18 protein-coding genes and 1 tRNA gene are annotated in these 20,930 nt (G+C 71.7%); 7 read left to right on the forward strand and 12 right to left on the reverse strand.

Annotated elements, in window-relative coordinates; all coding sequences use genetic code 11:
- Positions 1–45: 45 nt before the first annotated feature.
- Both secE and ACSDR0_RS12385 read right to left on the reverse strand, forming a co-directional pair.
- Entirely contained in the window at positions 46–294 is a 249-nt protein-coding gene (gene secE / locus ACSDR0_RS12380; protein WP_329089906.1) for a preprotein translocase subunit SecE, read from the reverse strand.
- Between the two features lie 75 nt (positions 295–369).
- Positions 370–442 (reverse strand) — tRNA-Trp (locus ACSDR0_RS12385).
- Positions 443–687: 245 nt separating this feature from the next.
- Here ACSDR0_RS12385 and ACSDR0_RS12390 point away from each other — a divergent pair.
- Positions 688–1,893: a pyridoxal phosphate-dependent aminotransferase gene (locus ACSDR0_RS12390; RefSeq protein WP_435288907.1), complete on the forward strand. Its 1,206-nt coding sequence runs from the start codon at positions 688–690 to the stop codon at positions 1,891–1,893.
- Positions 1,894–1,944: 51 nt separating this feature from the next.
- Here the strand turns inward: ACSDR0_RS12390 and ACSDR0_RS12395 are convergent, their stop codons facing one another.
- The 4 genes from ACSDR0_RS12395 to ACSDR0_RS12410 all read right to left on the reverse strand — a co-directional run bounded on the left by ACSDR0_RS12395 (position 1,945) and on the right by ACSDR0_RS12410 (position 7,890).
- Positions 1,945–3,954, reverse strand: a complete 2,010-nt coding sequence (locus tag ACSDR0_RS12395) for an ATP-binding protein (protein ID WP_435288908.1) — start codon at positions 3,952–3,954, stop codon at positions 1,945–1,947.
- A 26-nt stretch (positions 3,955–3,980) separates the two neighbouring features.
- Positions 3,981–6,098: an ATP-binding protein gene (locus ACSDR0_RS12400; RefSeq protein ID WP_435288909.1), complete on the reverse strand. Its 2,118-nt coding sequence runs from the start codon at positions 6,096–6,098 to the stop codon at positions 3,981–3,983.
- Between the two features lie 320 nt (positions 6,099–6,418).
- Positions 6,419–7,393, reverse strand: a complete 975-nt coding sequence (locus tag ACSDR0_RS12405) for a PASTA domain-containing protein (RefSeq protein ID WP_435288910.1) — start codon at positions 7,391–7,393, stop codon at positions 6,419–6,421.
- Entirely contained in the window at positions 7,390–7,890 is a 501-nt protein-coding gene (locus tag ACSDR0_RS12410) for a SigE family RNA polymerase sigma factor (protein ID WP_435288911.1), read from the reverse strand. The genes ACSDR0_RS12405 and ACSDR0_RS12410 overlap by 4 nt, the downstream gene beginning before the upstream one ends.
- 109 nt (positions 7,891–7,999) lie before the next feature.
- Between ACSDR0_RS12410 and ACSDR0_RS12415 the strand changes: the two genes are divergently transcribed.
- The gene (locus tag ACSDR0_RS12415; protein WP_435288912.1) at positions 8,000–9,019 is read left to right on the forward strand and encodes an adenosine deaminase; all 1,020 of its coding nucleotides are present in this window, start codon (positions 8,000–8,002) and stop codon (positions 9,017–9,019) included.
- A gap of 37 nt (positions 9,020–9,056) precedes the next feature.
- Here ACSDR0_RS12415 and ACSDR0_RS12420 read toward each other — a convergent pair whose 3' ends face one another.
- From ACSDR0_RS12420 to ACSDR0_RS12430, 3 genes are all read right to left on the reverse strand, one after another.
- The gene (locus tag ACSDR0_RS12420) at positions 9,057–9,941 is read right to left on the reverse strand and encodes a hypothetical protein (RefSeq protein WP_435288913.1); all 885 of its coding nucleotides are present in this window, start codon (positions 9,939–9,941) and stop codon (positions 9,057–9,059) included.
- Entirely contained in the window at positions 9,928–10,500 is a 573-nt protein-coding gene (locus ACSDR0_RS12425) for an RNA polymerase sigma factor (protein ID WP_435288914.1), read from the reverse strand. The genes ACSDR0_RS12420 and ACSDR0_RS12425 overlap by 14 nt, the downstream gene beginning before the upstream one ends.
- Before the next feature lie 71 nt (positions 10,501–10,571).
- Positions 10,572–12,773 (reverse strand): ATP-binding protein, encoded by a 2,202-nt coding sequence (locus ACSDR0_RS12430; RefSeq protein ID WP_435288915.1) that lies wholly within the window; start codon positions 12,771–12,773, stop codon positions 10,572–10,574.
- A gap of 408 nt (positions 12,774–13,181) precedes the next feature.
- On the opposite strand from ACSDR0_RS12430, the gene ACSDR0_RS12435 reads away from it, so the two are divergent.
- The 5 genes from ACSDR0_RS12435 to ACSDR0_RS12455 all read left to right on the forward strand — a co-directional run bounded on the left by ACSDR0_RS12435 (position 13,182) and on the right by ACSDR0_RS12455 (position 17,362).
- Positions 13,182–13,892 carry a class I SAM-dependent methyltransferase gene (locus ACSDR0_RS12435; RefSeq protein ID WP_435288916.1) on the forward strand — a complete coding sequence of 237 codons (711 nt, stop codon included), beginning with the start codon at positions 13,182–13,184 and terminating at the stop codon, positions 13,890–13,892.
- Positions 13,893–14,080: 188 nt separating this feature from the next.
- Positions 14,081–14,590 carry a hypothetical protein gene (locus ACSDR0_RS12440; protein ID WP_435288917.1) on the forward strand — a complete coding sequence of 170 codons (510 nt, stop codon included), beginning with the start codon at positions 14,081–14,083 and terminating at the stop codon, positions 14,588–14,590.
- 155 nt (positions 14,591–14,745) lie between these two features.
- Positions 14,746–15,432, forward strand: a complete 687-nt coding sequence (locus ACSDR0_RS12445; RefSeq protein WP_435288918.1) for a response regulator transcription factor — start codon at positions 14,746–14,748, stop codon at positions 15,430–15,432.
- On the forward strand, positions 15,432–16,841 hold the full coding sequence (locus ACSDR0_RS12450; protein ID WP_435288919.1) for a sensor histidine kinase: 1,410 nt from the start codon (positions 15,432–15,434) through the stop codon (positions 16,839–16,841). Before ACSDR0_RS12445 ends, ACSDR0_RS12450 begins: the two co-directional genes overlap by 1 nt.
- Positions 16,842–17,179: 338 nt before the next feature.
- Positions 17,180–17,362 (forward strand): hypothetical protein, encoded by a 183-nt coding sequence (locus ACSDR0_RS12455; protein WP_435288920.1) that lies wholly within the window; start codon positions 17,180–17,182, stop codon positions 17,360–17,362.
- A 165-nt stretch (positions 17,363–17,527) separates the two neighbouring features.
- Here ACSDR0_RS12455 and ACSDR0_RS12460 read toward each other — a convergent pair whose 3' ends face one another.
- The 3 genes from ACSDR0_RS12460 to ACSDR0_RS12470 all read right to left on the reverse strand — a co-directional run bounded on the left by ACSDR0_RS12460 (position 17,528) and on the right by ACSDR0_RS12470 (position 20,614).
- On the reverse strand, positions 17,528–18,673 hold the full coding sequence (locus ACSDR0_RS12460; RefSeq protein ID WP_435288921.1) for an acetyl-CoA C-acetyltransferase: 1,146 nt from the start codon (positions 18,671–18,673) through the stop codon (positions 17,528–17,530).
- 167 nt (positions 18,674–18,840) lie between these two features.
- Positions 18,841–19,701 carry a class F sortase gene (locus ACSDR0_RS12465; RefSeq protein ID WP_435288922.1) on the reverse strand — a complete coding sequence of 287 codons (861 nt, stop codon included), beginning with the start codon at positions 19,699–19,701 and terminating at the stop codon, positions 18,841–18,843.
- Between the two features lie 13 nt (positions 19,702–19,714).
- The gene (locus ACSDR0_RS12470) at positions 19,715–20,614 is read right to left on the reverse strand and encodes a hypothetical protein (RefSeq protein ID WP_435288923.1); all 900 of its coding nucleotides are present in this window, start codon (positions 20,612–20,614) and stop codon (positions 19,715–19,717) included.
- Positions 20,615–20,930: the final 316 nt, after the last annotated feature.

Here is a 20,930-nt window from a genome sequence, read left to right on the forward strand (position 1 = left end):
GATGGACTCGTCCGCGGAGCTGGATCGCCCGCTGGAGACCGCGGCTCAGGCTCCGCCGAAGATTCTCAGCACGCCCTCGGTGAACAGCGCGTCCAAAGCCGACACGATCCCGACCATGATCAGAACGAAGACCAGGACGATGATGGTGTACGAAATGAGGTCTTTACGCGTAGGCCAGATGACCTTACGCAGCTCTGCGACTACCTGTCGGTAGAAAAGGGCGGGAGAAGTGCGCTTAGTCTTCTTCTCACCGCTCGGCTTGTCTGCGGTTTCGCCGCGCGTGTCGATCGCCACAGTCCTCACCTGAATCCATCGAGTCCAACGCACATAAGCGGCGCGCTGGACGCCTGATGCGCGGACCGCTCCTAGCAGGGCACGAGGGACTCGAACCCCCAACCGCCGGTTTTGGAGACCGGTGCGCTACCAATTGCGCTAGTGCCCTAAGACATGAACCACCATACATCGGTTGGACCGAAGTTTGTCCGTGGCTCACGGTCTTGACCGCCGGTTCACGCATGCGGCGGAAAGAACATGCCGGAGTCTACGTGTGAATGGCCATCACGTCGAACCGGCGGACGATCGCCCAGCTCAGGGCCTTTTCCCCGTGCTCACGGGGCTTGTGGGGCGGCGCGTCCGCATGGTGGATACGCGGCGGAAACATCGGCACAGGTCTGTAACCATGGAGGTATGACCCGTCCTCGCATCTCAGCGCGCATCTCCGCGATCTCCGAGTCCGCCACGCTCGCCGTGGACGCCAAGGCCAAGGCGATGAAGGCTGCGGGCCGCCCGGTCATCGGCTTCGGCGCCGGTGAGCCGGACTTCGCGACTCCCGGCTACATCGTCGAAGCGGCCGTCGAGGCGTGCGGGAACCCCAGGTTCCACAAGTACACCCCGGCGGGCGGCCTTCCCGAGCTGAGGCAGGCCGTCGCCGACAAGACGCTCCGCGACTCCGGCTACCGGGTGGACGCGGCCCAGGTCCTGATCACCAACGGCGGCAAGCAGGCCGTCTACCAGGCGTTCGCCACGCTGCTCGACCCGGGCGACGAGGTCCTGGTCGTCGCCCCGTACTGGACGACCTACCCCGAGGCGATCAAGCTCGCCGGCGGCGTCCAGGTCGACGTGGTGACCGACGAGACCACCGGCTACCTGGCGAGCGTGGAGCAGCTGGAGGCGGCCCGCACCGACCGCACCAAGGTCCTGCTCTTCGTCTCCCCGTCCAACCCCACCGGCGCGGTGTACACCCCCGAGCAGGTCGCGGAGATCGGCCGCTGGGCCGTCGAGCACGACCTGTGGGTCGTCACGGACGAGATCTACGAGCACCTCACGTACGGCGACGCGAAGTTCGCGAGCATCGCCACCGTGGTCCCCGAGCTGGGCGACAAGGTCGTGATCCTGAACGGCGTCGCCAAGACGTACGCGATGACCGGCTGGCGCGTGGGCTGGCTGATCGGCCCCAAGGACGTCGTCAAGGCCGCGGCCAACCTGCAGTCGCACGCCACCTCCAACGTCTCCAACGTCGCCCAGGCCGCCGCGCTGGCCGCCGTCACCGGCGATCTGTCGGCCGTGGCGGAGATGCGTAACGCCTTCGACCGGCGTCGCCGGACCATGGTCCGGATGCTCAACGAGATCCCGGGCGTGCTCTGCCCCGAGCCGCTGGGCGCGTTCTACGCCTACCCGTCGGTCAAGGCCCTGCTGGGCAAGGAGTTCGGCGGCAGGCGCCCGGCGACCTCCGCCGAGCTGGCCGAGATCATCCTGGAGGAGGCCGAGGTGGCGGTCGTCCCCGGCGAGGCCTTCGGCACCCCGGGTTACTTCCGCCTGTCCTACGCGCTGGGCGACGACGATCTCGCCGAGGGCGTGAGCCGCCTCGCCAAGTTCCTCGGCCAGGCAGGCTGAGCACGACGCTCCGGCCGGTCGGGCGCGGCCTTCGCGCGCGCCGGCCGGGGCTCAGTCGCGCAGGGCGTAGGTCACGGCGCCCTCGAAGTGGGAGGCCGAGCCCTCGTTGAAGGCCCGCGCGTAGGCGGTCTCGCCGATCAGTTCCGCGGCGCAGGCCGCGGCGGCCTCGCGGAGCGCGGCCAGGGTGTCGGCCTCGGGGGTGGGCGACCCGAAGGTGGTCCAGATGCGCTGCGCGGCGCCCAGGAGCCAGGCGGCGCGATGGCCGTCGCCCTCGGCGGCGGCGATCCTGGCGAGCTGGTCGATGGCCAGGACGCAGCCGACCGTGTCGCGCAGCCTCCGTTTGACCTCCAGCGCCGCCCTGGCCGCGGCGGAGGCCTCCGCGATGTCCCCCCGGCCGAAAAGGGCCAGGGAGAGGACGTAGTCGTTCATGGCGCGCTGTGACAGCTCCCCCCGCTCCTCGTGGTGCGGGCGGGCCTCACGCAGGATTCTCACCGCCTCGTCGAAGTCGCCGCCGAACGTGGCGGCCATGGCGAGGAGGCAGGGCAGAAAGAAAGCCCCGGACGAGGTGGGGCTCAGCCCGGCGGCCACGCGCAGCGCGTACGCCCGCGCGCCCTCCAGGTCCAGGTCGCCGGTGAACAGACGGGCTTCGGCGAGAGCGAGGAGGGCATGCGCCTCGGCGTCGTCGTCGCCGTACCGCTGGGCGCTCTCGACGGCCTCCTCGGCCCGGCCGCGCGCCAGGGACATGTCTCCCTGGATGAGCGCGAGATGGGCGGCGGCCCAGAGCGGCCTGGACCTGGCCCGGTCGGGGGCCGGGGCGGCGGCCAGGGCGCGGTCGAGATAGTGGCGGCCCTCGCGGACGAGCCCCAGATGGCACCAGAGCACCCACAGCGCTCCGGCCAGCTCCAGGGCGCCGCGGTGGTCGCCCGTGGCGAGGCAGCGATCGAGGGCCGCGCGGATGTTGGGCACCTCCCTGTGCGCCCAGCAGGCCCATTCGAGCTGGCACGGGCCACACCATTCGGCGCCCATGCGCCGGGCGGTGGACAGGTAGTGGTCGCGGTGCCTGCGGATCATCAGGTCGCTCTCACCCAGCTCGTCGAGCCAGTCCCGCCCGTAGTCCCTGATGGTGTCGAGCAGGCGGTACTGATCTCCCACCCTGGCGACGACGGATTTGGCCGCGAGCGCGGCGAGGACGCCGGGGACGCCGGGCAGGCGCTCGTCCTCGCACACCCCGCGCGCCGCCTCCGTGTCGAAGGCGGCGGGGAAGACCGACAGGCGGGCCCAGAGCAGGCGTTCCGCGGGTGTGCACAGCTCGTGGCTCCAGCCGGCGGCGGTGCGGAGCGTGTGGTGGCGGACGGGAAGCCCCTCGCCGTCGGCCAGCAGCTTGAAGTGGACGTCGAGCTGGTCGGCCAGCTGGGTCGCCGACAGGCCGCGCATCTGGCTGGCGGCCAGCTCGATGGCGAGGGGCATGCCGTCGAGCCTGCGGCAGAGCCTGGCGACGGCCATCATGGCCCGCCCGTCCGTACGCAGCCCGGGGGCCACGGCCCTGGCGCGATCGAGGAAGAGGCTCGGCGCGTCGTGCTCCGCGAGGTCGGCGACCTCGGGCGGGGGGACGGGGAAGGGGTCGACGACCATGACGACCTCCAGCGGCAGGCCGAGCTCCTGGCGGCTGGTCACGATGATCTGGACGTCGGGCGCGCCGGTCAGCACGGCCACGACCATGGCGGCGCAGGCGTCGACCAGGTGCTCGCAGGTGTCGAGGACGATGAGAAGCCGCCGGTCGGCGAGATGCTCGACGAGGGACTCCAGGGCGGGGCGTTCGGCCTGGGTGTGCAGGCCGAACACTCCGGCGACCCCGTGGATGAGCAGGCCGCCGTTGGTCTCCGCGGAGAGCTCGGCCACCCAGACGCCGTCGGGGTAGTCGTCGCGGACGTTCCGCGCGGCCCGCAGGGCCAGGCGCGTCTTGCCGACGCCCCCGGGGCCGCGCAGGGTGAGCAGGCGCGTCCGGGTGAGGAGTTTCGCGATCTCGTCAAGCTCGGTGGTGCGGCCGACGAAACTGTTCATCTCCGCCGGCAGGTTGCCGCAGCGCGTCAAGAAAGGTCTCCCTGGAGTGCGTGTTCCACGGCGTCGCGCAGGCTGATCGAACCTCCCCGCGCCTCCAGCCGGTCGAACTCGGCCCTGCCCATGCGCCCGCGCAGTCTCAGCTCGGCACCGCGGAGCTGTGTCGCGATTATGGGTGAGCGGCTGGGCGGGACGCCGGCGCTCTTCCACGCGGCACGGGACGCGCCGAACATGGTGGCGGCGAAGGTGTCGTCGGCGCACGCCTCGGCGATCACGACGAACACCTCCAGCGCCTCCATGAGGGAGATGCTGTCGCCGAACAGGCGGGCCCCGCGCAGGGAGCCGCAGGCGGACTCGACGGCGGAGGCGGTGTTGCCGAGGGAGTGCTCGGCCTGGGCCAGGAGGAGGTCGAGACGGATGAGGGTCCAGTAGTCGCCGCAGGACTCGCAGAGCTCGCGTCCCTCGCGCAGGACGGAGACGGCCTGGTCGTGGTGGTCGGCGAGCATCATGGCGGTGGCGACCACGGTGTAGGTGGGCAGGAAGCCGGGGAAGACGTTGCCGGTGGAGCGGTGGCGCACCCGGGCGTGCTTGATGAGCCGCAGGGCCTCGACCACGTCGCCCCTGACGACGGCCAGGTGAGCCTGGAACTGGCTGACGTAGGCGGTCGCGTAGCCGTCGGCGTCCTCGGCGGCGCATTCGGTGAGGATGCGCTCGGCGCGTTCGAGGTCGCCGCGCTGGATCGAGACCCAGGCGTGCACCCACAGGGCCTTGACCCGCTCGGGGCTGGGGGTGTGGTCGAGATCGAGGCCGCGCTGGAGGAGGTCGTCGCCGGGTGCCTGCATGCCGCAGCAGGCCCACAGGAACCACAGGTTGCCGACCAGGTCGAGGCCCTTGCGGTGTTCCGGCGGCCGGGAGTAGCAGTATTCGATGGCGCCGCGCATGTTGCCGCATTCGAGGACCAGCCTGCGGTACCACTCGAGCTGGCGGCCCTGCCAGCTCATCTCGGCGCGGGCGGACAGGGCGAGGAAGTGGTCGCGGTGGCGGCGCTGGATCTCGTCGGTCTCGCCGAGCCGGTCGAGCCAGACCACGCCGAACTCACGGACGGTGTTGAGCAGGCGGTAGCGGACCCCGCCCTCTCCTTCCTCGCGGACGAGGACGGACTTGTCGAGCAGGCCGAGCAGCCCGTCGAGGACGTCCTTGACCGCGAGGGCGCCACCGGCGCAGACCTCCTCGGCGGCCTCGATGTCGAAGGTGCCGGCGAAGACCGAGGCCCGCGCCCACAGGAGGCGCTCCTGCGGGGTGCAGAGTTCGTGGCTCCAGCCGAGGGCGACGCGCATGGAGCTGTGCCGCCGGGGAACGGCGGCCCGCCCGCGCGGGGCGGCGCCCGCCCTCTCGGCGTGGATCTCGCGCTCGGCCGCGGGGATCGTACGGCCTTCGAGGGCCGCGACGAGCTCGTCCGGGGAGGTCACGTGGCCGTCGAAGGCGGCGAGCCCGGCGGTGGAGATCAACCGGCCGTCGAGGGCGGCGGCGAGCCCGTCGAGGGTGCCGGGGCCGCCGGGGGCGCCGTCGGCCACGGCGAGCCGGATCGCCAGCGGCAGGTTGTCGAGGCGCCTGCAGAGCTCGGCCGGGTCGGTGCCGCCGAGCCTGTCGCCGGCGAGGGCGGTGATCAGGTGGACGGCGTCGGCGTCGGGGAGGCCGCCGACCGGGTAGAGGTGCTCGCCGGGCAGGCCCAGCCGCTGCCTGCTGGTGGTCAGGACGCGCAGGCCCTCGACCGAGCGCAGCAGCAGGCCGACCAGGATGCCCGCGGCGCCGACGACGCGGTCGCAGGTGTCGAGGACGAGCAGGGTCCGGCGCGTGAGGAACTCGTCGATCAGAACCCGCAGCGCGGGGACGCCGGGCCGGGAGCGGGCGCCGATCGCGTCGGCGAGCGTCACGGCCAGGGAGTCGAGATCGCCGGGCGCCTCCGACAGCTCCACGATGTGGACGCCGCCGGGGAAGGCGGGTTCGAGGGTGCGGGCCAGCCGCAGGGCGAGACAGGTCTTCCCGACCCCCGCGGGGCCGGTCAGCGTGACGTGCCGGACCCTTTCGAGCAGCGCGGATACGTCGGCGAGTTCCGTTTCCCTGCCGACGAAGACGTCTGCTTCCATGGCAGCCCCAGCGTCCTGACAACGTGTGCCTCCACGGTCGCACGGAGGCATGGTCCCCTGAAAGCCCGTTTCCTAAATTTCCTCGATATAACGGGGGATGGGATATGGGCGGGTGCGCCCTGAACCCGGCGACACCCGCCCGAAATAACACCTTAAAACCTATAAGCGACTAATTGCGAAAAGCCATGTGAAACACCGGGAGGGATAAGCGGGGGTCCGGCCGCACGGGCGGCCCGGGTGGCTCCTCCGGCCGTCCCCGCTCTCCACTCTCCCGCACTCCCTCGTGCTCTCCCGCCCGCCGGCGGGCGGCACGTCCGGCCTCACCCGGTGGGGGCGACTCCTTCGGCGACCTTCCTGATCTCGGTCCCGACCCTGTCGCCGAGTTCCCTCGCGTAGTCCGGGCTCATCATGACCTCGACGGCGAGACCCTTGCGCTCCGTCCAGGCGAGCGTGAGCGTGCCGTCCTCCTCGACCTGGCCCGCCTCGCCCATGTGGGCGAGATAGGCGTTCCGGCCGCCGACCCTGATCGACTCGGCGCCCTGCCGACCGTACTCCTTCATCCGCTTGGCCGCCCGCGCGGCGGCGTCACCCTCGAAGACCACGGCCTGGACGTCGTAGTGCCCCTCCGGCAGGCCGGGCCGCTGCCACGAGGTGGAGTAGCTGGTCGTGCCGAAACCATTTTTCACCGACCATTTCCCCCATACCAGTCCCTCGGGCAGGTAACCGAACCTGACGCCGCCGAACGCGCGTCCGTCACCCAGGTCACCCAGGTCCTGCGGCATGCTGACCTCCCCGGGGCCGCCGCCGGGCGAGGCCGTCGAGGACGGCGAGAGCTCGCCGATCGCCACCAGCCTCACTCCGGATCCCTGGACGGCGCTCTCCCCCGGGCCGGGAATCTGCTCGACCACCAGGCTCTCGCCCTCCTCCGCTCCCGCCCCGCCCTCGACGGTCACCGCGAACCGCGCCTCCTCCAGGACCGCCCTGGCCTCGGCCACCGTCATCTTGAGGACGACCGGCACCTTCACTTGCGGGACGACCCCGGCCCTGGCGTCGGAGCCCTGCCGCGCCGCCGGGGCCGCGGGCCCGCCCACGGCGGGCTGCGAGCCCGCGTTCAACGCCACGTACGAGGGCACGGCCGCGGCGACGGCGGCGGTGACCAGGGCGGCGCCCGCGGTGCGGATCCGGATCCGCCGGGCGCGCGCGCGACGGCGGATCGCCGCGCCCATCGTGGAGGGGGCCCGCACGCTCGCGACGTGCTCCCCCATGGCCTCGGACAACTCCTGTTCCAGCCTCATCCCATCACTCCTTCCAGCGTGCCCATTCGCTCGCGGATCCTGGCCAGCCCCCGCGCGGCCTGGCTCTTCACGGTGCCCGCCGAGCAGCCCATCAGCGCGGCGGTCTCGGTCTCCGACAGGTCCTCCCAGTAGCGCAGCACCAGCACCGCGCGCATCCGCGCGGGCAGCCTGCGCAGTTCCGCCAGGAGCGCGTCCCGCAGGTCCACGTCCGGCGCGTCGACCGGGGTGTCGGGAGGGCGGGCGAAGGTGATCTCCTGGATCACCCTGCGCCGCCGGGAGACGCTGATCGCGGCGTTGACCACGATCCTGCGGGCGTAGGACTCGGGGTTGTCGTGCCGGACGCGGCTCCAGTGCCGGTAGATCTTCTCCAGGGCGTTCTGCACCAGGTCCTCGGCGTCGTGCGGGGACGCGCCGCAGACCAGGATCGCGGTGCGCAGCAGCGCCGTACTCCGTGCGGCCAGGAACTCGTCGAAGGCCGCCTCGTCTTCTTCCGTCATCAGCGAGGTCCCCTTTCGCCCTCCCCAACGCGCGAACAGACCGTCAGGTTGAGACCAAAAACGCCGGGGCCGTCGATCGGCGCCGCCGAAGGTACGGCACCATATTGAAATGCCACGTCCCCTCAGCGAACTGCCCAAGGCGCACCTGCACCTGCACTTCACCGGCTCCATGCGGCACTCGACCCTCGTCGAGCTCGCCCGCGAGCAGGGATTACACCTTCCCGACGCGCTCGAGGAGGACTGGCCGCCCCAGCTGCGCGCGACCGACGAGCGGGGCTGGTTCCGCTTCCAGCGGCTGTACGACATCGCGCGCTCGGTCCTGCAGCGGGAGAGCGACGTCTACCGGCTGCTGCGCGAGGCCGCCGAGGACGAGGCCGCCGAGGGGTCGGGCTGGCTGGAGATCCAGATCGACCCGTCCGGGTACGCGTCGAAGTTCGGCGGGCTCACCTCGGCCATGGAGCTGATGCTCGACGCGACGCGCAGGGCCGCGGACCACGCGGGGATAGGGATCGCCGTCGTGGTGGCCGCCAACCGCACTCGCCACCCTCTCGACGCCAAGACCCTCGCCCGCCTCGCCACGCACTACATGGACCAGGGCGTGGTCGGGTTCGGGCTTTCCAACGACGAGCGGCGCGGCCGGGCCCGCGACTTCGACGGGGCCTTCCGGCTGGCCAAGCGTGCCGGGCTGCTGGCCGTGCCGCACGGCGGGGAGTTGCTGGGCGCGGCCAGCGTGGCCGAGTGCGTCGACGTGCTGGACGCCGACCGGGTCGGGCACGGGGTGCGGGCCGCCGAGTCGCCGAGGCTCATGGAGCGCCTCGCGGCCCGGGGGATCACCTGCGAGGTCTGCCCGACGTCCAACGTCGGGCTGGGGGTGGCCGAGCGCGCCGAGGACGTACCGCTGCGGCGCCTGTTCGAGGCGGGGGTGCCGATCGCGCTGGGCGCCGACGACCCGCTGCTGTTCGGCGCCAGGCTGCTGCCCCAGTACGAGCTCGCCAGGCAGGTGTACGGCTTCTCCGACCCGGAGCTGGCCGAGCTGGCCCGCCAGTCGGTACGGGCGTCGGCGGCCCCGGACGACGTGCGCAAGAGGCTCCTCCAGGACATCGACGGCTGGCTGGCGTCGGCGGACTGAGCGGGCGATCTCCAGGGCACCGCGCGACGTGCCCGCGTCAGCGGACCGAGCGGGCGATCTCCAGGGCGCGGCCGAGTTCCCCGGCGCCCTCCAGGCGCAGGCCGACCCGCCCCCGCTGCCAGATGAGGGTGGGCCCGGCCGGGCGGGGACGGACCGCGGCCTCGCCGCCACCCCTGGGCAGGTAGGTCAGGCCGTGGTGGACCGGGATCCACTGCGCCTTCTCGGCGCCCACAGCGGTCTCCTGCGGCCAGGGCGGGCCCAGGTCCTTGCGGAAGACGAGCTGGAGGGTGCCGTCGTACTCGTCCAGCCTGAGACCGGGCCAGAACAGTGACACCACCCTGCCGCCGTCGCTCACCCTGACCTCGGCGGGATCGCCGAGCGCGGCCGGGATGGAGATCGGGAACGCCACCTGTTCCCGCGCCTGCTCCAGGGTGACCCGCCGTTCGCCGGGCAGCGGCTGGGGCACCCCCGACGGCAGCGGCCCCGGGCCTCCGATCCTGAGCTCGACCCCCGCGAAGCGCAGGATCTCCGCGACCGCCGCCCTGCCCGCGGGCGTCGCCCCCAGGAACAGGGCGACGAGGACCGCGACGGCGGCGACCGCCACCCGCCGCCGCGCCCGGCCTCCGTCCCGCAACGCCCGCCACGCGCGCCGGAGCGTTCCGGGACCGCCCGGGACGGCGGGCGCCTCGGGGACGCGCGTCTCGGGAGCGGGGCTCTTGGGGCCGGGGGTCTCGGGAGCGGGGCTCTCGGGGGTGGGGCTCTTAGGTGCGGGGCTCTCGGGGGCCGGGGTCTCCTCGGGGGCGAGTTGTGATTCGAGGCGGGCCCGTACGGCCCGCGCGACGCCTGCGGGCGGCGGGGACGGGACGTCGAGGGACTCCCCGAGGGCGAGGAGCCGGGCTTCGAGGTCGTCAGGTGAGGTCACGGGCCACCTCCTCGCGCAGACGGGCCAGGCCGCGGGAGGTCCGCGACTTGACGGTACCGACGGGAAGGTCGAGCACCTGGGCGGTCTCGGCCTCCGACAGCTGCAGGAAGTACCGGCAGACCACGGTCTCGCGTTCCCGTTCGGGCAGCGTACGCACCGCGTCGAGGAGCCGCGCCCTGCGGTCGGTCGCGACCGCCGCCTCCTCGGGGCCCTCACCCGAGACGGGAACGGCCTCGGTGAGCCGCGCGGTGAGCCTGTCGCGACGTCCGCGGGAACGGGTCAGATTGTGCGTCTCGTTGGCCACGATCCGCAGCAGCCAGGGGCGGAAGTGCGCGTCCCTGCGGAAGGAGGCCAGGTGGCGGTACGCCTTGACGAACGCCTCCTGGACCACGTCCTCGGCCTCGTCGGCGGCCCCGAGCATGGCCGCGGTGCGGTGCGCGAGCATGCTGTAGCGGGCGACCAGCACCTCGTAGGCGTCCAGGTCACCGGCCAGCGATCGGGTGATCGCCTCGTCGTCGTCCGTCGGGGGCTCCTTCGCGGATGTCGTGAGAGATTCCACCGCATACGAGCCCTTTGCGGAAGCCCTCGCCCGCGATCGTGTCCCCTGCCGGGATGTTCCGTGCGGGGCCCTCAGTGGAGGGCGTAGGCGACCGCCGCGTCCGGGTCGGCCTCGTAGCCCTCGGCGAAGACCGCGTCGTAGGTCTCGTCGCCGAGCAGTTGCCTGGCCGTCCGCTCGGCGACGGTCCTCGGCTCGGACATGCCCTCCGAGCGGCAGCCCGGGAGCCCGAAGGTGGCCCACAGCCGTACCCCCGCTCCCTGGAGCCTGGCCGTGCGGCGGCCGTCGCCCTCGACCGCGGCGATCACCGCGAGCTGGTCGACCGCCAGCGCCACGCCGGTGGCGTCGCGCAGGCGCCACTTGACGTCGAGCGACTGCCGGGCGGCCTCCGCCGCCTCGGCCACCCGGCCGAGACCCAGCTGGGCGATGGACAGGACGTAGTCGCCGCAGGCGCGGGCCCAGCGCTCGCCGCGCGCGTCGCAGAGCCGCTGCACCTCCTTGAGCACGGAGACGGCCCTGTCGAACTCGCCGCGCCAGGTGACCGCCATGGCCGCGGTCACCAGAGCGAGGGGTTCGCTGACGGTGGCGGTCTCGGCGCGGCGGAAGTAGTCGCGTACGAGCTCGACGCAGGGTTCGACGTCCTCCAGGGCTCCGGAGCACAGGGAACTGCTGGCCAGCCTGAGCTGGGCGTGCCCGGCCGCCGCGTAGTCGCCCCAGTCGAGGGCCGCGGACAGCGCCGCCTCCGCCCGGCGACGGCCGAGTTCCAGCTCGCCCTGGGCGATGGCCACGCAGCCGTCGGCCCACAGGAGCCTGGGCAGCCCGGGATCGGTGACGGGGGCCGCCTCGATCGCCCGCGCCATGTGGTAGCGGCCCTCGTTCAGCCTGCCCAGGCAGAACCAGAGGATCCAGAGCGTTCCGGCGAGCTCGACGGACGTCGGGGAGGCGGGGTCGAGGGCGAGGCGGAGATCGGTCATGGAGAAGGCGAGCCTGGCCGCCCACTCCTCCTGCCCGGGGCCGTACCAGTCGGCCTCGGCCCTGCGTGCCAGATCGAGGTAGTGGTAGCGGTGCCGCTGCGCCAGCCTGGCCCCGTCACAGAGCCGGGCCAGCCGCTCCCCGCCGTACTCCCTCACCGTGGCGGGCTGGCGGTAGCCGCCGGGCACGGGGACGAGGAGGAACCTCTTCGCCAGGCTCGCGAGCAGGCCCGGTACGTCGTCCAGGTGCTCGTCACCGCACACCCACTCGGCGGCGGCCGTGTCGAAGCCTCCCGCGAAAACAGAGAGCCTGGCCCAGAGCAGGCGTTCCCGCGGGTCGCACAGCCCGTGGCTCCAGCTGACCGCGGCACGCACGATCCGGTGGCGGGGGACCGGCGCCCGGCCGTGGGGGACCTCCAAACGGTCCTCCAGGTGATCGGCGAGCCGCTCCACCGGCATGGACGCCAGCCCTCCGGCGGCCAGCTCGACGGCGAGCGGTATGCCGTCCAGCCGACGGCAGATCCTGGCCGCGGCCGCCATGCCGGCCTCGGTCATCTCCAGCCCGGGTGCCACGACTGCGGCCCGGTCGAGGAAGAGCCGCAACGCGTGGTTCTCCCTCTTCGGCCTTCCCGCCTCCGCGCGCTCCGTCCCCGCGCTCTTCGCCCTTCCGCTCTTCGCACCCGGGCCTTCCGTTCCAGGGGCTTGCGATCTCGTGTCTTCTGGCCCCGTACCTTCCGGCGCCAAGCCTTTCGACACCCGGCCCGTCGACACCGTGCCCGTCGCCCACCGGACAGGTGCCCACGGGCCGGGTGCCTCGAAGGGGCCGACGGGGAGCAGCGCCTCCTGCGGCAGCCCGAGCGGCCGGCGGGAGGTCGCGATGATCCGTACGCCGGGTGCCGCCGCCAGGATCTCCGCGACGAGGTCGCGGCAGGCGGGCAGGAGGTGCTCGCAGGCGTCGAGGATCAGCAGCAGCCTCCTGCCCGCGAGGAATTCGACGAGCATCCCGGCCTGCGACCGCGCGGACCGCTCCGGGAGGCCGAGGACGGCCGCGAACGTGTGGGCGAGCAGGTCGCCGTTGCGCTCGCCGGAGAGTTCCACCAGCCAGGTGCCGTCCGGGTAGTGCTCCTGGCACTCCCGCGCGGCCCTGACCGCGATTCGTGACTTGCCGATGCCGCCGACACCGGTGACCGTGGCCAGCGACGTGTCGGCCAGCAGCTTCAGCAGCCGTCGCACCTCGCCTTCCCTGCCGACGAGGCCGTTCGTCTCCGCGGGCAGGTTCCCGCGCCACCATTGGGTCTGTTCCATTGATTCGCGCTCCTTTTTCACTCACCGGGAATCGCACCCTTTCCAAATCACGAACCGCTCGGCCCGCCATTCACCAGAGGGGTTTACCTTGTCCCCCGGTGCAAATCTCACCGCCGGGTCGAGGTCGAACTTCCTCCGTACGGCGTGAGCCGTGGAAATGCTGGTGCTTTATGGCTGATTCGGTGAAGCCGGTAATCGGGGTGGGCGCGGGGGCGCGCCGCTCGCCGGGTCCGGCCGCCGCCCGCCGCGAAAGAGCGCCCGTCACGGCGAGGCGGCACGGCCGTGAAGCGTTTAAGGGGCCGCCGCGAGGGAAGCGCCACTAGACTCTGGCTGTCCCTGGCCGTGGCCTCGCCCCGGCCTTTCCGTAAGCGAGCTGGACGGAACCGCATGTCTGGGTATGACCGCGTAGTGCAACCCGCGGCCGGTGACGAGGCCCTGGAGAACCACCTGGGTGGGGACGAGGCCAAGAACTACCGGCAGTACGAGCTCGACATGGTCGCCCCGCACGTGGGCCGGTCCATGCTGGAGATCGGCTCCGGACTGGGCCACTTCGCCGAGGCGTTCCTGCCTCGCCTCGACCGGCTGGTGGTCAGCGATTTCGACCCCTACTGCGTGGAGCAGCTGGAGAAGCGTTTCGAGGGTCGCGACGACATCGACGTCCTCCAGTTCGGCCTGCCGACCGAGATCCCGATCGGTGAGAAGGTCGACACCGTCGTGATGATGAACGTCCTGGAGCACATCGAGGACGACGTCGAGGCCCTGCGCTCGCTCGCCAAGGTCACCCTCCCCGGTGGCCGGATCATCATCTGGGTGCCCGGCTACATGCAGCTGTACGGGGACTTCGACCGCAAGGTCGGCCATGTCACCCGCTACACCCCCGCCACCCTGCGCAGCACGGTCTCCAAGGCGGGCCTGGACATCGACGTGCTCAAGCCGATCAACTTCCTGGGCGGCATCGCCTGGTGGGCCGCCGTCCGCCGCGGGGGCGTCGGCTACCCCGACCCCCGCCTGGTCAAGATCTACGACCGTACGGTGGTGCCCCTGACCCGCCTCATCGAGCGCTTCGTCCGCCCGCCGTTCGGGCAGACCGTCTTCTGCGTCGCCCGCGTTCCCAAGTAGTCCGCGACCCCCGAGACACCCTCCGCGCGGTGTCGCTCCCGGCCTTCCGGGAGCGGCACCGCGCGCGGCTTTTTCAGGCTCTCCCAGTGCTCTCAGGGAATTCCCAGGATCCTCCCCCAAAGATCACAGCCCGGGGCGATTGCCTGATCGACGTCTCCCCGTCGGGAGGCGTTCCCGGAAGGATCACCATGAAGAGGAAACTGGCACTCGGCGCCGCGGCCATTACGGCGTCGATCATGCTGACGGGTTCCACCGCCTGGGCGACCGACACGGCCGCCCCGGTGCCGACCGGCGTGACCGCCATCGCCGACCAGCTGCTCAAGGCCGACTCCACGCTTCGCGGGCCGAGGCTGCGCTCCCACTACAGCCTGTGGGTGGTCGGCGTCCACGGACAGGCCACCGTCAGAGACAAGAAGACGACGTTCATCGACTACACCTGGCAGCGAGGTGTGATCACCGCCAAGGGCGAGAACAAGCTGACCGTCAAGAGCAAGGACGGCCTCGTCTGGAACTGGAACCTCGACACGTCCACGAGGTTCCGCAGGCTCGGCGTCCGCGCCGACCTCACCAAGCTGGTCGTCGGTGACGGGGTCTTCGTGATCGGCGTCCCCACCTCGACCGACCCGACGGCCGCCGCGGTGTTCGTACCGCGTGACCGCGCCCTCCTGGACCCGCCGGCCACCACCCCGGGGAGCTGACCGGGGAGCCCCGGGGGCCTGGCGGAAGCTGACCGTGAAGCGGTGGGATCACCGAGATGCGCCGGGACTCCACCGCTTCGCGGCGGCCTCCGATTGAGGACTAACAGCTACGAACTGGGATGAAGCACGGGTTAGTAGGCAAGAATGGGGCCTCCATGAATGAGCGCACCATCCTCGTCGTCGAGGACGACCCCAACATCCGTGACATCGTCGAGGTCGCCCTGCGCTTCCACGGCTTCGGGGTGACGGGCGTGGCGACCGGCAGGGAGGCCCTCGACGCGGTGGAGGGCGGTCCTCCCGCGCTGATCGTGCTCGACGTGATGCTCCCCGACGTCGATGGTTTCGAGGTGTGCCGGAGGATCAGGACCGCGGGCCTGCACACCCCGGTGATCTTCCTGACGGCCAGGGACACCTCCACCGACACCGTACGCGGCCTCACTCTGGGCGGCGATGACTACGTCACCAAGCCCTTCTCCGTCGAGGCCCTCGTCGCCCGCGTGCGGGCGGTGCTCCGCAGGACGGCCGTCTCCGACGACCCGGGCGGGACGCTCAGGGTCGCGGACCTGGAGCTCGACGAGTCACGCTGGGAGGCACGGCGGGCCGGAGTCACGCTTGACCTCTCCCCCACCGAGTTCCGGCTGCTCGCCTTCCTGATGGAACATCCCGGCCTGGTCCTGACGAAGCGCCAGCTGCTGGAACACGTCTGGGGCTACGGGGGTTCCTCACAGGTCGTCGAGACGTACATCTCCTACCTGCGCCGCAAGCTCGACCCGCTCGGCCCGCCGCTGATCCACACCCAGCGCGGAGTCGGTTACGCGTTACGCCCGCCCCGGGACACCTGATGTCGCTCAGGGCACGGCTGCTCGCGGGCCTGCTCGCGGTGAGCACGGCCCTGCTGGTGATGCTGTCCATCGTGAGCGTCCTCGTCTTGCGCGGGCACCTCATGGAAAGGCTCGACGGGCAGCTGCGGGCGGCCACCGCGACCGCCGCCAAACGGATCGTCGCCGCCCCCGGCGGCCAGCTCGCGCAGACCCTGACCGGGTCCACCTACGCCGTGGCCGCGATGAACCTCAACACGGGCCGGGCCAGGCTCGTCAACGGGGACGCGCCCGCCGCCGCGACCGTGCCGCAACTGGTGGAGGCGCTCGGTGTCGCCCGCCTGAGGGCCCAGGCCGAGAGCGGGGAGGCGTTCGCGCTCGGCGCGACGGACGGCCAGGGCATGATCGCGCGGGTGGCCGAAGCCAGGCAGGGCAACCGGCTGGTGGTCGTCGCCGTCCCGCTGGAGTCCGTCGAGGCCCCGATCCGCCGGCTCGTCATCGCCGAACTGCTCACCGGCGGCGCGCTGATCCTGGTGCTGGCGCTCGCCGGCCGCGCCCTGATCACCAAGGGTCTCGCACCGCTGGCCAGGATCGCCGGGGCGGCGTACCACATGGCCGGGAAGGGCGACCTGTCGGTACGGATGCCCGAGGGCCCCTCGGAGGTCGGGCGGATCGGCACGGCCGTGAACCTGCTGCTCGACCGGATCGCGGAGGCCTTCAGGGACCGCTGGGCGTCGGAGGAGCGTGTCCGCCGCTTCGCCGCCGACGCCTCGCACGAACTGCGGACCCCGCTGTCCACCATCCGGGGGTACGCCGAGCTCTACCGGACCGGGGCGCTGCGCGCCGAGGACATGCCCAGGATCATGGGCAGGATCGAGGACGAGGCCACCCGGATGGGTGATCTCGTCAGCCAGATGCTCGACCTCGCCCGCCTGGACAGGAACGCCGGGCTCCAGCTCACCGAGACCGATCTGGCCTCGGTGGCGCGGGACGTGAGCGCGGACTGCACGGCCGTCGAGCCGGAGTCGCCGATCGTCGTGGACACCCCCGAGTCGCTGACCGTCACCGCCGACGAGGCCAGGGTCCGGCAGATCCTGGTCAACCTCCTGGCGAACGTGCGGACGCACACACCCGCGGAGACCACGGCCACCGTACGGATCGCGCGGCGGTCACACGGCGGTGCGCTGATCGAGGTCTCCGACGACGGCCCCGGGATGTCCGCCGAGCAGGTGGACAGAGCCTTCGACCGCTTTCACCGGGGCGGGGAGCGACTGCCCGACGGCGCCGGGCTGGGGTTGTCGATCGTCAAGGCGATCACTGACGCGCACGGCGGCCGCTGCTGGATCACCTCGGCTCCCGGAGAGGGCACCCGCGTTCATGTCGAGCTTCCCGAGCGTCCCGCCCCGACGGGGCCGGCCGGTCTCGCCGGGTGAGTTCCGACGGGATCGGCGGGTCTCACAGACCGAGCCTCGACCAGACCGGGCCTCGGCGGTACCGGCCGGTCTCTCCAGATTTCACCACCTCGGCCCAGCGGAACCCGCCGGTCTCGCCGGGGGCGCGCGGCCCGGAACCGGCGGCGAATAAATCGGTTGCACGCCTCGGTGGGGCGCCGTATGTTCGTCCGCATGTGGATTAACTCCTAAGAGCCGGCGTCGATCGGTCCTCGCCGATCCGCCCGCACTCAGCCTTCTGGCCCCGTTCGTCTGACGCGGCAGCTGAGTTGTCCGACCCGGGATCTCACCGCGTCGTCACATTTCTCAAGGAGTCCCATATGCGAATTCACGCTGCTCACAAACTCGCGCAGAAGCGCGGCGGGAAGTCCAAGACCGCCAAGACCCGCACCCCGCTCCCCGAGCACGTCGTGCCCCCGGCGCCCCGGCATCTGCCGATGCCCCCGACGCCGATGCGGCCGACCCAGCAGCCGCGCCGGATTCCCGGCAAAGGCGGCCGCTGACCCGCGGGCCGGCCCTCGCGAGGCCGGCCCGCGGGTCCCTTCGCGAGGCCGGCCTGCGGACCCCTTCGCGAGAACGTGAAAGGCCCCGCTCCTGGATTCCAGGAGCGGGGCCTTCCCCACCTCACGGGCGCCGCTCGGGCCGCGCGGGCCGTGCGGGCACCGGTGTCAGAGGCGCTCGATGATCGTGACGTTGGCCTGGCCGCCGCCCTCGCACATCGTCTGCAGCCCGTACCGGCCGCCGGTCCGCTCCAGCTCGTGCAGAAGCTTGGTCATCAGGATCGCGCCGGTGCCGCCCAGCGGGTGGCCCAGGGCGATCGCGCCGCCGTTCGGGTTGACCTTGGCCGGGTCGGCTCCCAGGTCGTTGATCCACGCCAGCGGGACGGGGGCGAACGCCTCGTTGATCTCGGTGACGTCGATGTCCTCGATGGACAGGCCCGCCCTCTTCAGCGCCTTCTGGGTCGCCGGGATCGGCGCGGTCAGCATGTAGACCGGGTCGTCGCCGGTGAGCGCCAGGGTGACGATGCGCGCCCTGGGGGTCAGGTTGTGGTCGCGGACCGCCTGCTCGGAGGCGATCAGGAGCGCTCCCGAGCCGTCGGAGATCTGCGAGGAGGTGGCGGCCGTGATCATGCCGCCCTCCTTCAACGTCTTCAGCGACGCCATCTTCTCCAGCGTGGTGTCCGGGCGCGGGCCCTCGTCGTCCTCGACACCGTTGATCGGGGCGATCTGGTCCTTGAAGTAGCCGTTCGCGACGGCCTTCGAAGCCCGCTGGTGGCTCTCGTACGCGAACCGCTCCAGCTCCTCGCGCTTGAGGCCCCACTTCTCGCACATGAGCTCCGCGCCGCGGAACTGGGAGATCTCCTGCTTGCCGTACCGCTCCACCCACTTCTCCCCGAAGGGGAAGGGCATGCCCTTCTCCAGGGCGGTGGTGATGCTCGACCCCATGGGGACGATGCTCATGGACTCCACCCCGGCGGCCACGACGAGGTCCTGGGTGCCGGAGAGCACCCCCTGGGCCGCGAAGTGGATCGACTGCTGGGAGGAGCCGCACTGGCGGTCGATGGTCACGCCGGCGACGTTCTCCGGCAGGCCCGCCGACAGCCAGGCGTTGCGCGCGATGTCCATGCTCTGCGGGCCGAACTGCATGACACAGCCCATGATCACGTCTTCGACCGCGGACGGGTCGACGCCCGTACGCTCGACGAGCGCGCTGAGGGTGTGCGCGGCCAGGTCGGTGGGGTGGACGGTGGACAGACCGCCCTTCTTCTTGCCGACGGGGGTGCGGACCGCCCCGACGATGTACGCCTCTGCCACAGTGCCTCCTGCTTGCGGAACCGAGCTGCCTGCGAAACCGAGCAATGTTCGGTTAGTAGGAGGTTACAACAGAACCTTTGTCCGCGCCCTGACGGGAGCCGCCCACGCGGCAGCGAAGCTGATCGCGCCTTCCACGAAACACACGAAATATCGGAAAGCGGTGCCGCTCAGGCCTTCTTCGCGCTCGTCATGGTCGCGTAGGCGATGACGTTGTCGGTGTAGTGGCCGGTCGCGCGGTCGTAGACACCGCCGCACGTGATCAGGTGCAGCTGCGGGGTCGGCGACTGGCCGTACACCCGCTGCGTCGGGAACACCGACTTCTCCGCCTGCTCCAGCCCGCCGACGGTGTAGACGGCGATGATCCCGTCCTTGCGGTGCACCTCGATGACGTCGCCGTTGCGGATCTCGTCGAGGCGGCTGAACACCGCGCTTCCCGAGCGCGTGTCCTTGTGCCCGAGCATGATCGCGGGGCCCGCCTCGCCGGGCGTGGGGCCCGAGCGGTACCAGCCGACCAGGTTCGGGTCGCCGACCGGCGGCACCTCGATGGTGCCCTTCCTGTCGAGTCCCACGGACCTGACCGGCGCGTTGACGCCGAGCCGCGGGATGACCAGGCGCACCGGGGAGGAGGGCTGCATGGCCGGGGCCGGGGGCAGGCTGGGCAGGGGCGGCGGCGCGGTCGCGGGTGCCTGGAAGTAGGGGTTCGCCGGTGCCACGGCCGCCAGGTCGCGGGGCGGCAGCGTGGTGCGCTGGTCGGCCAGGCCGTACTCCTCGGGCGCGGCCAGCATGTAGAGCAGGCCCACCAGGACCGTGACCACCCCGGCGATCCCGGCCAGGATGAGCACCGACCGCATCATCCGGCCACCGCCGGGAGGCTCCTGCCCCGGCGGCCATTCCTCGTACGGCGGGCCATACCCCCGGGAGTGGCCCTGCGGCGGGTACGGCGGCTGGACCGGAACCGGCCGGTAGTGGGGCACCGGCCCCTGGGGGTGCCCGGGGGGCGGCCAGCCGCCCGGAGGTGGGGTGGTCATCCGGCCACCCCGATCAGCCGCGACCGGCGGTGCGACGCCGCAGCACGAGGCCGCCGATCCCGGCGAGCGCCACCATCAGCACACCGCTGAACATGATCATTCGAGCGTCGGGCCCCGCGTCGCCGCCGCCACCCGTGGAGGCGGCGCCCTTGGGGGTCTCCTCGATCTGCTCGTCGGGGTCGGAGGACGCCTCCGCGGTCTTGGTCCGGGTGACGGTGAGCGTCGGCGTCGGCCTGGGGGTCGTGACGGTCGGGGACGGCGACGGGGACGCCGACGGCGACGGACTGTTCGACTGGCTGGGAGCGCCCGTTCCCACCGTCACCCGCAGTGCGGCGGCGGAGACCTGGGCCTCGACCGGGACCGTGCAGTCCAGCACGGTGATCTCGTTGGTCCCGGTGCCCGCCGCGGCACCGAGGAGCAGGGTGAAGTTGTCGGGCTCGAAGGCCACGACGCCGGTCGCGCTGGGAGTCACCGTGACCATCAGCGTCGGCAGGGTGAGCGGCTGGCCGGACGTCATCGTCGCGGCGGGAGCGGTGGCGGCGATCGAGCGGAGCTCGGAGGGAAGCGGGAGGACCGCCGCGGGAGTCGCGTTGATCTGCACGTCGGCGTCGATGATGAGAGACAGGGGCACGGTGACGGCCGTGGGCGCGACGAGCGGGCTGGGCGGGGCTATCTTCCACGTCGCCACGAGGGGCGAGTTCGTCACCGCCGCCGTCGGGCCCGTGAGATCCATCTGGAACGTGTACGTCGCCGCCGGTGACGCCGCGTTGGCGGGCGTGCAGGTGTAGGCGACCGGCTTGGGGGCGGCATAGATGGAGGCCAGCGCGGGGATCGCACCGAAGATGCCTGCGCCCGCCGTAGCGATCACGGCTGTCTTGACCGCGACGCGCAGCCGCGTCTTGGACTTCAGCACAGTTTCTCCCCGTTCCAGATTGATCGGCCGGCACACCGGCCGCCGAGGCTTACAGGTTGTGGTCAAGGCTCGGCATAGATCCTACGAACAGAGACCGGGACACGCGAGCAAGTCGGCTAAACGGACACAAATTCCCATCTATCCCACAGCAAACGACACCGTACATCGGTAAGACCCGTAACGGTGGGTCGGGGTAGGGCCTCGACCGGAGGTCGGAGGCACCGGAGACACCCCCTGCGGTCCGGCCGAGGGGACCCCCGCCGACCCCGGCCGCCCGATGGACCGGCGGTCCGGGATCGGCAATCAGAGTCCGGTT

This window comes from Streptosporangium sp. G11, from assembly GCF_051192615.1.
Lineage (GTDB): Bacteria > Actinomycetota > Actinomycetes > Streptosporangiales > Streptosporangiaceae > Streptosporangium.